Consider the following 16,442-nt stretch of genomic DNA (forward strand, 5'->3'; position numbering starts at 1 on the left):
ATGCTCCTTGTTTATTCATTCATGTCAGTTGCTCCACTCAGGGAGTCAATTTTTTCTTCATAAATCTTGTAGCCTCTGTTCACGGCATCCAAAAATGCTCTTGAACTAATGGTTGCTGCAGTTATGGCATCTATATCACCACCATCTTTGGATACTTCCATGTTTGTGGTGGCAGGGTTCTTTCCGTTAATATCTCCTTTTCCGACCCGGAACCAATCATTCATTTTACTTCCAAGCCCTGGTGTTTCTTTATGCTCAAGAACAGAGTAGTTGATAATGTTACCTTCCTTGTCAAACCCGATCATAACTTTAATTAACCCGCTGAATCCATTTTTTGAAAAGGTTTCAACAGCTGCACCAATAAACTTATTATCCTTTTTAGCTGGATAGATAGTAACTTTTTCCCCATCCACATTTATATTCAGTGCCTCTTTGGAAGGTTGGTTTGTAAACCCGGGAACAACCTGTTCAATAGCTTTTACCTGTTTTGCCATTTTGGCTTCAGCAATAGGTGCCTTTGTTATATTATATACAGTTCCGAGTGCTCCGCCGGAAATTAAAGCGATTGCCAGCAAAACCAGGAACATATTGAGAAATGAAGATTCTAATTTTTTCATTGTGAGATGCTTTTACTTTTTCACATTTACCACGCCAAATCTCTTTGGTTTAATATACATATCGATAATCGGAACAAATGCATTCATTATCAGAATAGCAAATGAAATTCCCTCCGGATATGCACCAAAAACCCTTATGACTACTGTTATCACACCAATGCCAATACCATAGATTATCATACCTTTATTACTCATAGGAGAGGTTACATAATCGGTTGCCATAAATATAGCACCCAGCATTAAACCACCGGACAACAGATGTACGATAGGATCAGCGGAAGGAGCACCCAGATAATAAAGAAGCGATGTAAATATTGCTACTGTTCCGATGATGCTTACCGGAATATGCCATGTGATGACTTTCTTCCAAAGCATAAAAATAAGTCCCAGTATAAGTGCTGCTGCAGCCATTTCACCGGCGCTGCCACCGGTGTATCCAAACAACATATCAATGTAGGAGGGAAGTTTACCAAGTAATGAAGTATAACTGTCTCCGTTCGCAAGGCCTTCTTTTATAATGGCTAAGGGCGTTGCACCGGTAGTGACATCTGTATAAGCAAGTCTGTCAGCTCCCGGAATGGGCCACGAGGTCATCTGAACCGGGAAAGAAATCAACAAAAATACACGTCCAACCAATGCCGGATTGAAAAGATTGTTTCCCAGGCCACCAAAACTCATTTTGGCTACGCCTATTGCAACGAGGGCACCTATTATAATGATCCAGAACGGAAGATTGGAAGGTACATTAAAAGCAAGTAAAACACCTGTAATAAGAGCTGAACCGTCTGTTATGCTGGGTTCTGTTTTAAGGATGTATTTAGCTATTACGTACTCAAATACCAGACATGATGCTACAGAAATAGCCATAACGACAATACTGCCCAATCCAAAATTGAATATCGAGACCGCAAATGCAGGGATCAACGCCAGCAAAACATAGTACATGTTTTTTGAAATGCTGTCGCCGCTATGCACATGAGGAGAAGGGGCTACTGTTATCTTTGACATAGTTAAGTATTTAATTTTTTCTGTTTCTGATTATTGTTCCTACTTTACCTTTTTCTAATCTGATGTAGTCCAGCAACGGACGGTTTGCAGGGCAGGTAAAACTGCATGAACCGCACTCTATACAGTCCATGATACGTTCTTTCTCTGATCTTTCGTGCAAGTCTTTTTCTCCGAGTACCATTAGCAGGTAGGGTGATAAGCCCATTGGACAGGCATTCACGCATTTTCCACAACGGATGCAGTTCTGCATCGGTTTTCTGCCTGCCTCTTCATTCTGCATAATAAGAATTCCCGAACTCCCTTTCGTTACAGGAATATCAGTATTTACCAGAGCTTTTCCCATCATTGGTCCACCACCAATTATTTTGCCTGTATCCTCTGGCAATCCTCCTGCTGCCTCAATCAGTGTTTTTATTGGTGTCCCCAGTCTCACCAGAAAATTGGATGGTTGCTTCAGAGATTTTCCGGTAACGGTTACTACGCGTTCAAATAATGGTTTGTTTTTCTGAACAGCTTCATAAACGGCCAGTGCTGTACCTACATTCTGAACCACAGCTCCAACGGCAATCGGTAATTGTCCTGATGGAACTTCTTTATTGATGGTTGCTTTTATCAGCTGTTTTTCACCACCCTGAGGATATTGAACTTTTAATGCTACAACTTCAATGTTCTGATATTCAATTGCTTTCTCAGTCAGAAGTTTTATTGCATCCTGTTTATTATTCTCAATTCCGATTATTGCCCGTTCAACATTCAATGCTTTTTTCAGAATCTCGATTCCAACCAGAATTTCATCACTTTTTTCTAGCATTACCCTATGATCCGAAGTAAGATATGGTTCACATTCCACTCCGTTAATGATCAATACCTCAGCTTTCATACCCGGAGGCGGGGAGAGCTTAATATGAGTAGGGAAAGTAGCGCCACCGAGACCTACAATACCGGCATCCTTTATCTTTTCGATAATTGCCTTTGAGTCAAGGTTGCAGGTCTTAACCAGTTTTTCAGAGCGGTCAATTTTTTCATCCCACTCATCACCTTCTGTTTTTATATAGATGGCAGGCTTTCTGTAACCGCTTGCATCAATAGCTTCGTCAACTTTAACAACTGTTCCTGAAACAGGGGAGTGGATCGCTGCCGAAACAAAACCTCCGGCCTGGGCAATCAACTGACCAACTTTTACAGTATCTCCTTTTTTAACCGTGGCTGTAGCAGGTGCACCTATATGCTGTCCAAGAGGAATTACCACTTCTTCAGGTACGGGAAGAATTTCAATTTTTTTATCTGCAGAAAATTTATTCTCAGCAGGGTGAACACCACCTAATGAAAACGTCTTTAACACGATTATGCCTCCTTATTAGTTGAGTTCGTACTCTGGTTATCTTTGTCAGGTTTGGTTGCATTTACCGCTTCAGTATCCACTTTTATCTTTTTAGGTGGAAAGTTGAGTTCATGAATAGAATTTGTCGGGCAAACATCTACACATTTTCTGCACAGCTTACATTTATTATAATCAATGTAAGCAAGGTTGTTTTCCATAATGATGGCATCAAAAGGACAAATTTTAAAACATTTGTTACAACCGATACATGCTACATTACATGCCTTTCTGGCAACAGCGCCCTTATCCTGATTCACACACGAGACATAGATCCGTCTGTCTTTAGGACCCTTTTTACGCATCTCTATGATGTTATTCGGACAGGCTTTAACACAGGCTCCACATGCCACACATTTATCGTTAACAACGGGTAAGCCTGTAACCTCATCCATATGAATAGCGTCGAAATCGCATGAAATCACACAATCACCTAAACCATGACATCCATATGAACAACCGGTTTCTCCACCATATAAAGATGAAGCGATAGCGCAGGATGTGGCACCGTCGTAGGTATTTGTTTTAGGTCGGTTTTCACAAGACCCGTTACATCTTACAACGGCTATCAATGGATCTGCAACAGCGGCTTCTTTACCCAGGATTGATGCAACGGTTTTCATGACATCGGCACCACCAACCGGGCAGTTGTAATCAGCCAAATCATCTGCCTTCACCAATGCTTCTGCAAATCCACGGCATCCGGGATATCCGCATCCGCCACAGTTGGCAGCAGGTAGTGCTTCTTCAACCTGATCAATTCTTGGATCTTCGTATACCTTGAATTTTTGTGCCGCAAAATAGAGAATCGCAGCAGAAATACCTCCAAGGCCTCCAAGACTTATCATTACAATTAGCGTAAGACTCATATTAGTAAAAACTAAATATTTATTTTAAATGAAAACTTTCTTTTTAAACGGTTCTTAAATAACCAGAGCACAATGTAGTAGGGAATAAGTATCCCTAAAGAAATGAGACCGGATATGGCCTCGCTATCAACTATGGAATTAGATACAAACAGCGTTACAATCACTAAAATAAACGGAAGAAAGTAAGCAAAAAATACAGCAGTTAATCCATCACGGTTTTTTCCGGTTAATGTGACCCAATCTCCGATATTCAAAGCAGGCCCCTGATAATTCTCCACAGTGATCCTGCGCGTGCTGGAATCGGCTGCCACACATTGATCGCTGGCACTACAATGCCCGCAGGCTGAACCGGTCTGGATTTCAACCTCGATACAATCACCTGATATCTTTTGTACTTTCCCTGAATGTGTTATTGCTTCTGAGTGCATTTTGCAATCTCCACTTTGCAATTTATGGCAACAAATGTAATATATATTTGCTAAAATCAGCATGAGAAATTTTATTTAGAATTGTTTTAAAAAGCTGATTTAAAAGGGGGTTATGTCACTGAGAATCTTGACATCAAAACCGGTTCGAATAAAAAACAATGTCGTATAGCATATTTACCAGGAAACTGCTAAAGCATTAAAAAGATGTAAACTTAACTATTACACAATCCGTAATAGTGTTAATATTCACTAAATTTGAAAAGAGAAAATGCCAAAACAACCTAAAAACTTGCGTTATGAATTCGGATTATACTTGGGAAAAGGAATATTTTAAAAACACCTATTATCTTTATAATCAGGGATCGCATGTTGGGGACCTGATACAGAGCACGTTTAACAGGCAAGCAAAAGCAGAACTGAAACGTAAACAGATTCATTTTAATACCAGGGGTATCTTCCTGGTTAAGACAAAAATATCTGATAGGGATGGCAATGTCTTTGGACAAATCAATTACAACCTTTTTAATTCAACAGCTAAAATTAAAATGGTGGATAAAACATTTGATCTGAGGAATTATAACTTCTGGAATTCAAAGTGGGAACTAACAGATTATAATGGTACCCTTATAAAGTTTAACGGTTCATCAGAAAAAGGTGTGATTGAGGCTTCAAAACACGACGAAAACCTTATATTATCAGGATTATATGTTGCTAACGTGTTCTGGCATTCCAGAATAGCAATGGGTATTGTGGTAATGGCTTCCATATGGATCAATTTTATACTGGCAATTCAATAAGGATTACCAGTATAAAATTGTATTATTGCGCAATCTGCCTGAACAAACTCTTCATACTTACTTTATCCGAAATAATATTTTGCAGATCCGAAATTCTTACACGTTCCTGCTCCATAGTATCCCTGTGTCGTATAGTAACCGTATTATCTTCCAGGGTTTGATGATCCAGAGTAATACAGAACGGTGTTCCTATTGCATCCTGTCTGCGGTATCGTTTTCCGATTGAATCCTTTTCGTCGTACTGGCAGTTAAAATCAAATTTCAGTTCATCAATAATCTCCCGCGCTTTTTCCGGTAAACCGTCTTTTTTAATAAGTGGTAATACTGCCAGTTTGAACGGCGCCAGAACCGGAGGTAACTTTAAAACCACACGTGTATCTCCTTTAACTTCCTCTTCGTGGTATGAACCAGCCAGAATACTCAGAAACATCCGGTCTACCCCAATAGATGTTTCAATGACGTAAGGAACATACGATTTATTAAGTTCCGGATCGAAATACTGAATTTTTTTACCGGAATACTTTTCGTGTTGAGACAGGTCAAAATCGGTACGACTATGAATTCCTTCCACTTCCTTGAATCCAAATGGCATTTCAAATTCAATATCTGTAGCAGCATTAGCATAGTGAGCCAGTTTGTCGTGGTCGTGGAAGCGATATTTCTGGTCGCCCATACCAAGTGATTTATGCCATTTCATACGGGTTTCCTTCCACTTATTGAACCAATCCATCTCTTCGCCCGGACGCACGAAAAACTGCATTTCCATTTGCTCAAATTCGCGCATACGGAATATAAACTGACGGGCCACAATTTCATTTCTGAAGGCTTTACCTATTTGTGCAATACCAAAAGGTAGTTTCATACGTCCTGTTTTCTGAACATTCAGGTAATTCACAAATATTCCCTGTGCGGTTTCAGGACGTAAATATATCTTCATGGCACCATCTGCAGTTGATCCCATTTCAGTACTGAACATCAGGTTAAACTGTCTAACATCTGTCCAGTTTTTTGTTCCTGAAACAGGGCATACCACATCGTAGTCTTCAATAATTGCTTTTAATTCAGCCAGATCGTTATCGTTTAATGCTTTTACAAATCGAGTATGAACAGCATCGATTTTTTCCTGATTGGCCAAAACACGTGGATTGGTAGCTCTGAACTGTGCTTCATCAAAAGAATCACCAAACCGTTTTTTTGCTTTTTCAACTTCTTTATCAATTTTCCCTTCGAACTTTGCCATCAGATCTTCGATCAGGACATCGGCCCGGTATCTCTTTTTTGAATCTTTATTATCAATCAAAGGATCATTAAAAGCATCCACATGTCCTGATGCCTTCCAAATGGTGGGATGCATGAAAATTGCAGAGTCAATTCCTACCACGTTTTCATTTAATAAAACCATACTGTCCCACCAGTACTTTTTTATGTTGTTTTTTAACTCAACACCATTTTGACCATAATCATAAACAGCACCGAGTCCGTCATATATTTCACTGGATGGAAATACATATCCATATTCTTTACAATGTGAGATCAGTTTTTTAAAAATATCCTCTGACATACTTGTAGTTTTATTGTTTTACGGGGCACAAAAATAAACTAAAAATCGTGAAATAGGAACATATTACAGCGATTGTTGCTGTCAGCGTATTTTAATCCTGCAATTTTGTTTAGCTAACTGATTTGAACTGTTGAGGTATTGACTTTCTGGAACTGAGTAATTTATAATTTAGTGTACTACAGACACTGGTTTATTTTAAGTCTTTTTAATGAAAAAAAGTATTAAAATCCTTGCCGGTAAAGGGTTTTTTACCTATTTTCGAAATACGAAAACGTTCATTGAATACAAGATATTGGCCGCATCAGAATAGATTGATAAACTCAACACTACAAAATTTTCCGAGAAAGCTTAAGAGTAGGAAAGCGGGCTGCAAACCTTCGGGTTCCTTTTTAGGACGGCAGATACTTGACTGCTCTGGCACTCAAATCCTGTAATACAGGAGTTTATTCAGATCCAGGGTGCGGCTTTTTTATGTCCTTATATGAACGTAATTTCCTTTATGAATTTTTTAATTATCTGTAAATAAAATACTTATATCTCTTATTCAATCTCATTTTAATTAAAGAAAAAATTCTCTAATTATGTTGAATAACATTATTGTCCAACATTTTAATTAAAGAAATATTTCTATATTTAAAGTCGTGATGTTGATCACATTAGCAAGGAACAAACCACATGGTACTCTTATTAAACTAAACACTTGTAATTCTCTAATTAAACTAATCGCTTATGGATCCTATTAAGGAATTGATTCACGAACTGGCCGAAGTTCATGGTCGTGAAAGAACCAGTCTCTTACCAATTTTACAGGGTGTGGTGAAGCAGGAGCGCTTTTTATCGGAATATTCGATGAAAGAAGTTGCCCGAGAGCTTGATTTGCCTGCCGCTGAAGTATTTGGTACTGCTACCTTTTATTCTTTTATGGAGAATAAAAAAACCGGTAAAAACATTATCCGGGTGTGTAAAACAATATCCTGTTCAATGAAAGGAACGAATCAGATATTATTGGCTATACAGGATATGTTAAAGATCAAGCTGGGAGAAACAACTCCCGATGGTATGTTTACTCTTTTGCAAACTAACTGTTTGGGATGGTGTCATAAAGCGCCTGCCATTTTAATTAATGACGAGGTTTATACAGAACTGACACCAGAAAAAGTGAGAGATGTTATTTCTGATTATTTAAAAATGGGTTAAACAGTTTGTTATGGCATATCAATTAAAAAGAGTAGACCTGATCTTTAAAAATGATAATGATTGGGAAAAAATTTTAACAGATACCCTGGCTAGAGATACTCAGGACATAGTTAACAGCCTTATCAGCTCAGAGTTGAAAGGACGGGGAGGAGCTGGTTTTCCTACCGGACTCAAATGGAAGCTGGCCTCAGAAGCGAAAGCTGATGAAAAGTATGTGATTTGCAATGCAGATGAAGGTGAACCTGGTACCTTTAAAGACAGGGAAATATTAACAAAAGTTCCATATAAAGTTCTCACCGCAATGGCTATTTGTGGTAAGGTTATAGGGGCTCAAAAAGGATTTATCTACCTGCGTGGTGAATATACATTTTTGAAAAAACCGTTGGAAGAGGCTATTGCTGAATTCCAGTATTTCTGTAAAGAGATGAATTTTGAATTTAGTATCAAAATCTTTATGGGAAGCGGTGCTTACATATGTGGTGAAGAAACTGCATTATTCGAATCCATGCAGGGACGGAGAGGTGAACCCAGAAATAAACCTCCTTTTCCAACTGATAGTGGATATCTTAATAAACCAACAGTCATAAATAACGTGGAAACCCTGGCTCACACTTTCACCATATTTAAATATGGTGATAAAAAATTCTACGATTTAGGGGTGCAATATTCCAGGGGAACGAAACTCTTTTCAATATCTGGCGATACACCCATACCCGGAATTTATGAACTGGAACTTGGTATGTCGTTGCATGATTTTGTAACGGAATTTGGAGACGGTGATACCAAGGCAGTTCAGGTTGGTGGTGCATCCGGTTTTTTGGTACCACGCAAAAAGTTTAAGGAAACAGCCATCGGTTTTCAGGGCAAGCTGGTTGGTATTTCGTTACCTACCGGAGGCTCTATGATGCTATATAACAGTACGCGTTCAATGTTTAATGTTTTGAATAGCTATCTTGATTTTTTCAAGGAAGAATCCTGCGGACAATGTACACCATGTCGGGTAGGTTGTCAGGTTCTTTACAAGGGAATTCAGGCCGTTAAGCGTGGAGAACGCAATGCTCAATATCTTGATACTCTTCTGAGATTGTCTGAAACCATGCAGGTTACGGCAAAATGCGGCTTGGGTCAGTCTGTGGCAAATTCATTTGCTGCCATTGTTGAGAATTTCAAGGAAGAGATGATTTACTAATTTAAAAAACGACTGTTATGGCAAAAAAAATAAATCTTTTTATAAATGGTGCAAAATGTGCTGTAGATCAGGGAACAACAATTCTGGATGCTGCAAAAATGTTGAATATAAAGATTCCTACACTGTGCTATCATAAGGATCTGTGTGTTGCAGGCAACTGCAGGGTCTGTGTGGTAGAGTTGGAAGGTCAAAGGCGTTTGGCAGCTTCCTGTGCAACACCTTGCGCTGAAGGAATGGAAGTTCGAACAAATACTTTAAAAGTCAGAAATGCACGTAAACACGTGATAGAACTTCTATTGGCTGAACACAATGCCAATTGTACCCAGTGTTACAGAAATGGAAACTGTGAGTTACAAACGCTGGCTTCCGAATATAAAATAATGACACAGGATTTTATCGAAATTAGTCACGATAAGCCACGTACAATTGATATGTATTCTCCGTCGATCATTAAGGACAATAGTCGTTGTATTAGGTGTCAAAGATGTGTAAGAACCTGTGCAGAGCTTCAGGGAGTAAATGCGTTAACTGTGGCATATAAAGGTGAAAATATGAAAATTTCAACCTTTTTTGAAAAGCCAATTACAGATGTGGTTTGTACTAACTGTGGTCAGTGTGTTAACCACTGTCCTACAGGTGCTTTGGTTGAACGCAATTACATTGAAGATGTTTGGAATGCCATTGCTGATCCTACAAAACATGTGGTGGTTCAAACAGCACCGGCTGTAAGAATTGGTTTGGGTGAAGAGTTGGGCTATGAGCCCGGAACAAGGGTTACCGGTAAACTAGTTGCAGCATTGAAACGCTTGGGATTCGATTCTGTTTTGGATACGGATTTCACTGCAGACCTTACCATTCTGGAAGAAGGTACAGAGTTATTAACCCGACTTAAAAGAGCACTGGTTGATAAGGATGAAACTGTAAAACTTCCGATGGCTACATCCTGTTCTCCTGGCTGGATAAAATATATTGAACATATGTATCCAGAATACCTTGGAAACCTGTCCACCTGTAAATCTCCTCAACAGATGTTTGGCGCACTGGTTAAAACGTATTATGCCAAAGCAAGAAATCTGGAACCGGAAGACATTATAAGCGTTTCTATCATGCCGTGTACGGCAAAGAAATTTGAAGCCAGCAGACCGGAAATGCATGACAGTGGTTACAAAGATGTGGATTACGTTCTTACAACCCGTGAGCTTGCCATTATGATCAAACAGGCAGGTATTGAATTTATGAAGCTTGAAGATATGCACTACGATAGGTTGATGGGTGATTCTACCGGAGCCGCAGTGATATTTGGAGCAACAGGTGGTGTTATGGAAGCTGCACTGCGCACAGCTTATGAAATCGTAACCGGAAGGGAAGTGCCTTTCAAAGATTTGAATATTACTCCGGTTCGCGGTATAGAAGGCGTACGCGAGGCCAGTGTAAAAATTGAAAAGCCGTTAAAAGAATGGGCTTTTCTTGATGGCGTTGAACTGAAATGTGCCGTGGCGCATGGTTTAATCAATGCTAAAAAGGTTATGGATTCCATGAAAAAAGGCGAAGCCGAATTTCATTTTCTTGAGGTCATGGCATGTCCGGGCGGTTGTCTTGGAGGTGGTGGTCAACCTATACCAACAAGCCCTGAAATACGTCAGAAACGCATGGAAGCAATTTATGCTGAAGATATGGGAATGGATATGCGAAAATCGCATGATAATCCCGAAGTCATAAAATTATACAATGATTTTCTTGGACAACCTCTTGGCGAGAAGTCTCATCATTTACTCCACACTAAATACGTAGAACGGGAGCGCTATTAGAGTAACAAGTGAAAAGGGAGGCTTTGGCCTCCCTTTTTTTATATGGATTCATTCTTATATTTCAAAATAATTCCGTCGCAATTTGTTTGATGCTTTGTGTAGCCATTAACGTGTAATAATGAATGTTTGGAACACCGGCTTTAATAAGTTCTCTGGACTGCTTAATAGTCCATTCTGTACCTACCACCGCAGCCTCTTCATCCGTTTTACATTTTAAAAGTTCGCTGGCAAGTTCCTGTGGAATATCTGATTTAAAAATTTTAGGCAGTACGGTTAGCTGGCTCTTAAACGTAATTGGCTTTAATCCCGGAATGATTGGAACATTAATTCCTTCTTTTCTGCATCTGTCCACAAAATCAAAATACTTGGCATTGTCAAAAAACATTTGGGTCACAATGTATTCCGCACCATTATCTACTTTCTGTTTCATAAAATGAATGTCGGAATCCATATTGGGAGCTTCCTCGTGCTTTTCCGGATATCCTGCAACTCCATAAGAAAACTTATGATCATAGGGTTCTGTTTTTGATCCATCACACAGAATACCATGATTGAAATCGTTAATTTGCTGTTGCAGTTCTGTCGCATGTGAGTGTCCGTCTACAGATGGTGTAAACTGTTTCTCGTGTTTGGCTTTATCTCCTCTAAGTACCAGCAGATCGAAAATGCCCAGATACTGCAGGTCTATTAATGCATATTCTGTTTCTTCTTTTGTGAAACCGCTACACAACATATGAGGAACCACATTAACATTATAACGGCTTTTTATAGCCGCTGCAATGGCAATTGTTCCGGGTCTGCTACGCACAGTAACCTTTTTAAACAAACCATCCGGAGTCTCTTTAAATACAGTTTCACTACGGTGTGTGGTTATATTAATGTAAATAGGATTAAATTCCTGCAGTGCATCAATATTTTTGAATAAGCGGTCAATATTTTTACCCCTGAGTGGAGGAAGAATTTCATAAGAAAAAGCGGTTCGTTTTTCAGCTTCAGCTTTTCTTATATGATCAATAACCTTCATATATATAAATGATTTGTTCCGATTTGAAGCGCGAAATTAGTAAAAAAACGGAACTCAGGCTATTTTTCAATGATCCGAATTTTTTTAATACGGATATCTTTTAATGGCTTGTCTTTGTCATTTGTGGCTACAGCAGCAATGGAATCTACCACATTCATTCCCTTAATGACTTCTCCAAATACCGTAAAATCTCCATCGTATATAGGTGCACCTCCAACGGTTGTATAGGTTTTCCTCTGTTCCGGAGTAAACGTTATCTGTTTGGCCTGTTCTATATCGTTCAGTTCCTCATCGGTGAAAATACGGCCCGAAATAATAAAAAACTGTGATCCGTCGGTTCTGTTGTATTTGTTTTTATATTTTGGCAACTTCGAAGCTGCAACAGCACCTCTTTTGTGATAAAGGCCCGGAATAATTTCAGTAGGTAAAGTATATCCGGGACCTTTCCATCCAACCGGATCATCCTTTTTAGCATATCTGGTATCGGCTGCTCCGGTCTGAATAAGAAAATTATGCAAAACCCTGTGAATAAGAAGGCTGTCATAGTAACCATCACTGGAAAGACGAATAAAGTTCTTTTCGTATTCGGGTAATTTATCTGAAAGTTTAATTTCAAAATTTCCCATGGTTGTTTCCACCGTAAAACTTTTTACGTCTTCTGGTTTCGGATATACTTTATCGGTTTTAAATCTTAGTTTGGATATAGGCTTAAAATTGTCACTCAGTGTATCTGTCACGGCCTTCAGACGATACGCCGGATAAATTACCTTCAGATCAGTACCATCTTTGCTGACAGTTGTTATCACACCGGCCAGTTTGTGATCAGCCGTAAAAAGGGCTGTTCCAGGATCGGCATACGGGCTGTTAACCGTATACATTTTCAGCTTCTTAATTATTACAGCAGAATCACGCTGGCAGTTGAACTTGCGCAGTTTGCTGTCAATTATCTTTAATCCGTACAGATCCTTTGGGACATCGGTAGATAGCAGTTCTGGGAATTTATGCGGTTTTCCACTTACCCTGAGAAGTAAAATATTTTGGGTTATGTCATACCATAGGTAACCACGGGCCATTGGTTCTATATCTGAACCTTTATAAATGATCCGGACAGAATAGGCATTGCTTGATAAAGAAAAGGGGATGGCAACGATCTTATCACCTACCTGTACTCCGTTTCCGGTCTGATCCTTTGAAGCATACTGGTCGTAAGTTATGATTTCGGTGTTAGCCAGAAAATTCTTCCTGTACTGTTCAACATCTGTAGAATTGCTTTTCTTTGGCTCATTCTGTTTCTTCTTACTGTTGCCACACGAAAACAGAAAAGTTATAACCAATATATATAGCAGGTTCTTCATTTATTTTAATACGCGTACGTCCATTTTTACATCCTGCAAAGGACGATCATTTTTATCCGTTTTTAAATTGGCAATTTTATCAACTACGTCCATGCCTTCAATCACTTCTCCAAACACAGTGTATTCTCCATCAAGAGCCGGAACACCACCAATTGTTGTATACACTTCCCGCTGTTCATTGGTAAATCGTTTTAAATCTGATGACAGATATTCTACCTGTATCTTATTCTTTATTTCCCGTAACAATTCATTAAAAGCTTTTGGGTCAGTAGTTTTAAGCCTGGCCAATTCCTCTTTGCGGGGAACATAATATTTGTTTTTTAATTCAATTTCGATGGGTTTGTTATGGCTATTTTCAAGAATATCCAATTCTTCATTCGTGTATTTCCTTCCCGAAATAATGTAAAACTGACTTACATCCGATTTTTTAAATACATTGATATCATCTGGTTGTCTCGGGGCACAAAGTGCACCTCTTTTATGAAAATACTCAGGATTAAATTCTGAATTAATGATTCGCGTTGAAACGCCATAGCCGATATGCTTTCCGGGAGGGGCATTTCTTGAATCCAATGAACCTCCCTGGATGATAAAATTTTTAATGACCCTGTAAAACAATGTGCCATCAAAGTGCCCTGAATTTACCAACTGCATAAAGTTTTTAGCATGTTCGGGAGTACCATTGTACAGCATTACTTTTATATTTCCCATATTCGTACTTATTAAAACTTCATGCGTCTGAGAACTTGCGGCATAAAAGGAAAGTATAAATATAAGATGTATTAATATTAGTTTTTTTTGCATTTCTAATTCAGCATTTTGATGGTAAACTTAATGTCTTCTAAAGGGCGCTGAGTGGACGGATTGGTTTGCATGGCAGCAATGGAATCAACAACATCCATGCCATCAATGACTTCTCCGAACACTGTATAGTCATTATCAAGAAATGGAATTCCTCCGACGGTAGAATATGTTTTTACCTGTTCCGGCGTAAATGAAAATATACCGCTGTTCTTTATAAAAGCCCGGTTAGTTTCTGCCATAATTGAATCCTGTAATTCCAGAAGTTTGTCGGGCATGTCAGAATACATTAATGTGTTCATGCTATCCCTGTATTTAGGAACTATTTTATTAAAATATTTATTACGTTCAAGATCGTTTTTTTTAACCGCAATATTTACCAGTTGCGTAGAATCGTAAACCGAACCCTGCACGATATAAAACTGTGAACCGGAGGATTCCTTAAGAGGATTTACTCTGTCGTCCTGTCTGGCTGCGGCTAATGCGCCACGTTTATGAAAATATTTCGGATAAATAATCTCTGCAGGAATAGTATATCCCGGACCACCTGACCCCAACTGTACATTTGCAGGCGCATTTTTACTCTTTGGATCACCACCCTGAATAATCATTCCTTTGGCAACACGGTGAAAAAGAAGATCTTTATAAAATCCGTCTTTGACCAGTTTAACGAAATTATCCCTGTGGAGGGGCGTTTCATTGTAAAGTTTGATTTTTATGTTTCCCAGGTCTGTCTTTATAACTGCAATTCTTTCGTCACCCTTTTCTTTTTCAGAACAGGCATAAAAAAGAACAAAAGTTGTCAACAAAGCAATTAAAAGTTTTTTCATTTTGCTTGTTTTTTACAAAAATAAGAGAATTACCTAGCTGATCAAATTATATGGTGTGATGTTGATGTACAGGTTCGCCCAGTAATGTTGCGGAAGTTGCATCATTTATTGTAACCTGAACCAGGTCACCAATCCTGTTTTGTTCCTTTGAAAAGACCACAACTTTATTTTGTTGCGTTCTTCCAAAGAGTTTCTCCCGGGAACGTTTGGAAACACCTTCAACCAATACTTCAAAAGTTTTCCCTATATCTTTTTTATTACTGTTTAAAGATAATTGAGTCTGAAGGTCTATGATTTCCTCCAGTCTCTGCTTTTTTATTTTTTCCGGTACGTTGTCTTCAAGATTTTTAGCTGCATAGGTTCCGGGCCTTTCAGAATATTTGAACATAAATGCAGCATCAAATCCTACCTGTTTCATTAAACTAAGTGTTTCATTATGATCTTCATCCGTTTCGTTATGAAATCCACAAAAAATATCGGTACTAATGCCGCAGTCCGGTATAATTTCCTTTATCGCAGCAATCCTTTGCAGGTACCATTCCCTGTTGTATTTACGATTCATAAGCTTCAGAATCTTTGAGCTTCCTGACTGAACTGGCAAATGGATATGGTTGCAGATGTTTGAGTAGCGGGCAATTACCATTAGTGTCTCATTACTCATGTCTTTAGGATGTGAGGTTGTAAAACGTATCCTCATATCCGGAAATGTATTGGCAATCAGCTCAAGAAGTGCCGTAAAATCAGTTGCATTTTCATCATCGTCAGAAAACTTATAAGAATTTACGTTTTGACCCAAAAGCGTTACTTCTTTAAACCCTCTGTCTTTCAGATCCTGAATTTCATGGATGATGCTTTGAGTGTCTCTGCTTCGTTCCCGTCCTCTTGTATAGGGTACGATACAATATGTACAAAAATTATTACATCCCCGCATGATTGAAACGAATCCTGAAATTCTTGACGGCCCAATACGTTCCGGGATGATTTCTTTATAAGTTTCACTTGTAGAAAGTGTAACGTTTATAGCTTTTTTTCCTGTTTCTGCCGCACCAACCATATTAGGCAGGTCAAGATAGGCATCGGGACCCACAACAAGGTTTACACCTTTCTCCTTTATGAGTTCATCTTTAGTTCGTTCTGCCATACAACCCAAGACCCCAACAATAAGATTGGGCTTCGATTTTCTGAGCGAATTAAAATAATCGAGCCTGTTCAAAACCTTTTGTTCTGCATTATCTCTGATAGAACAGGTGTTGATAAAAATAGCATCAGCTTCATTAATATTTTTAGTTATATCGTAATGATCCATTTTCATTACGGTTGCTACAACCTCACTGTCCGCAAGATTCATCTGACACCCATAGGTTTCAATAAAAAGCTTTTTATTCCCTTGTTCCTGCATTAAATCAAAATTTATGCAAAATTACAAGGACTCTTTGTTTAAGAAAATTAAAGGCTTTAAAAAAGCATTATATTTCATAAATTTGTTTGAAAGGTGACACTGTTTATTGTGGAATCATTCTAAATAAGGAAAGTTTTCTGTTGTAGGGCAGAAAAAACTTTTCTAAAAAAAATATAATTAT

15 protein-coding genes are annotated in these 16,442 nt (G+C 38.6%); 4 read left to right on the forward strand and 11 right to left on the reverse strand.

Features of this window, described 5'->3' with window-relative positions; all coding sequences use genetic code 11:
• Nucleotides 1-11: 11 nt before the first annotated feature.
• The 5 genes from ACE01N_RS05395 to ACE01N_RS05415 are packed head-to-tail and all read right to left on the reverse strand — an operon-like array spanning nucleotide 12 to nucleotide 4,363.
• Nucleotides 12-617, reverse strand: a complete 606-nt coding sequence (locus ACE01N_RS05395) for an RnfABCDGE type electron transport complex subunit G (protein ID WP_380585584.1) — start codon at nucleotides 615-617, stop codon at nucleotides 12-14.
• A gap of 12 nt (nucleotides 618-629) precedes the next feature.
• Entirely contained in the window at nucleotides 630-1,625 is a 996-nt protein-coding gene (locus tag ACE01N_RS05400; RefSeq protein ID WP_380585586.1) for an RnfABCDGE type electron transport complex subunit D, read from the reverse strand.
• A gap of 10 nt (nucleotides 1,626-1,635) precedes the next feature.
• Complete coding sequence (gene rsxC, locus ACE01N_RS05405; RefSeq protein ID WP_380585588.1) at nucleotides 1,636-2,967, reverse strand: electron transport complex subunit RsxC; 1,332 nt, start codon at nucleotides 2,965-2,967, stop codon at nucleotides 1,636-1,638.
• Between the two features lie 2 nt (nucleotides 2,968-2,969).
• Nucleotides 2,970-3,872 (reverse strand): Fe-S cluster domain-containing protein, encoded by a 903-nt coding sequence (locus ACE01N_RS05410; RefSeq protein ID WP_380585591.1) that lies wholly within the window; start codon nucleotides 3,870-3,872, stop codon nucleotides 2,970-2,972.
• 11 nt (nucleotides 3,873-3,883) lie between these two features.
• Entirely contained in the window at nucleotides 3,884-4,363 is a 480-nt protein-coding gene (locus ACE01N_RS05415) for a SoxR reducing system RseC family protein (protein ID WP_380585593.1), read from the reverse strand.
• A 233-nt stretch (nucleotides 4,364-4,596) separates the two neighbouring features.
• Between ACE01N_RS05415 and ACE01N_RS05420 the strand changes: the two genes are divergently transcribed.
• A complete protein-coding gene (locus tag ACE01N_RS05420) occupies nucleotides 4,597-5,097 on the forward strand; it encodes a hypothetical protein (protein WP_380585595.1) in 501 nt (166 codons plus the stop codon).
• A 22-nt stretch (nucleotides 5,098-5,119) separates the two neighbouring features.
• On the opposite strand, the gene ACE01N_RS05425 is transcribed toward ACE01N_RS05420, so the two are convergent.
• On the reverse strand, nucleotides 5,120-6,658 hold the full coding sequence (locus ACE01N_RS05425) for a glycine--tRNA ligase (protein WP_380585597.1): 1,539 nt from the start codon (nucleotides 6,656-6,658) through the stop codon (nucleotides 5,120-5,122).
• 729 nt (nucleotides 6,659-7,387) lie between these two features.
• On the opposite strand from ACE01N_RS05425, the gene ACE01N_RS05430 reads away from it, so the two are divergent.
• From ACE01N_RS05430 to ACE01N_RS05440, 3 genes are read left to right on the forward strand one after another with little or no spacing between them, the layout of a single operon-like run.
• Complete coding sequence (locus ACE01N_RS05430) at nucleotides 7,388-7,855, forward strand: NADH-quinone oxidoreductase subunit NuoE family protein (protein WP_375726736.1); 468 nt, start codon at nucleotides 7,388-7,390, stop codon at nucleotides 7,853-7,855.
• A gap of 10 nt (nucleotides 7,856-7,865) precedes the next feature.
• The gene (locus ACE01N_RS05435) at nucleotides 7,866-9,044 is read left to right on the forward strand and encodes an NADH-ubiquinone oxidoreductase-F iron-sulfur binding region domain-containing protein (RefSeq protein ID WP_380585600.1); all 1,179 of its coding nucleotides are present in this window, start codon (nucleotides 7,866-7,868) and stop codon (nucleotides 9,042-9,044) included.
• Between the two features lie 17 nt (nucleotides 9,045-9,061).
• Nucleotides 9,062-10,852 (forward strand): NADH-dependent [FeFe] hydrogenase, group A6, encoded by a 1,791-nt coding sequence (locus ACE01N_RS05440; protein ID WP_380585602.1) that lies wholly within the window; start codon nucleotides 9,062-9,064, stop codon nucleotides 10,850-10,852.
• 61 nt (nucleotides 10,853-10,913) lie between these two features.
• Here the strand turns inward: ACE01N_RS05440 and metF are convergent, their stop codons facing one another.
• The 5 genes from metF to miaB are packed head-to-tail and all read right to left on the reverse strand — an operon-like array spanning nucleotide 10,914 to nucleotide 16,261.
• Nucleotides 10,914-11,876 carry a methylenetetrahydrofolate reductase [NAD(P)H] gene (metF, locus tag ACE01N_RS05445; RefSeq protein ID WP_380585604.1) on the reverse strand — a complete coding sequence of 321 codons (963 nt, stop codon included), beginning with the start codon at nucleotides 11,874-11,876 and terminating at the stop codon, nucleotides 10,914-10,916.
• 59 nt (nucleotides 11,877-11,935) lie between these two features.
• Nucleotides 11,936-13,231 (reverse strand): peptidylprolyl isomerase, encoded by a 1,296-nt coding sequence (locus ACE01N_RS05450; RefSeq protein WP_380585606.1) that lies wholly within the window; start codon nucleotides 13,229-13,231, stop codon nucleotides 11,936-11,938.
• Nucleotides 13,232-14,035: a peptidylprolyl isomerase gene (locus ACE01N_RS05455; RefSeq protein WP_380585608.1), complete on the reverse strand. Its 804-nt coding sequence runs from the start codon at nucleotides 14,033-14,035 to the stop codon at nucleotides 13,232-13,234.
• A 2-nt stretch (nucleotides 14,036-14,037) separates the two neighbouring features.
• On the reverse strand, nucleotides 14,038-14,862 hold the full coding sequence (locus ACE01N_RS05460) for a peptidylprolyl isomerase (RefSeq protein ID WP_380585610.1): 825 nt from the start codon (nucleotides 14,860-14,862) through the stop codon (nucleotides 14,038-14,040).
• A 46-nt stretch (nucleotides 14,863-14,908) separates the two neighbouring features.
• Nucleotides 14,909-16,261: a tRNA (N6-isopentenyl adenosine(37)-C2)-methylthiotransferase MiaB gene (gene miaB / locus ACE01N_RS05465; RefSeq protein ID WP_380585612.1), complete on the reverse strand. Its 1,353-nt coding sequence runs from the start codon at nucleotides 16,259-16,261 to the stop codon at nucleotides 14,909-14,911.
• Nucleotides 16,262-16,442 lie beyond the last annotated feature (181 nt).

The organism is Quyinboa ferrireducens (assembly GCF_042436675.1).
Classification (GTDB): domain Bacteria; phylum Bacteroidota; class Bacteroidia; order Bacteroidales; family UBA5342; genus JBHJHP01.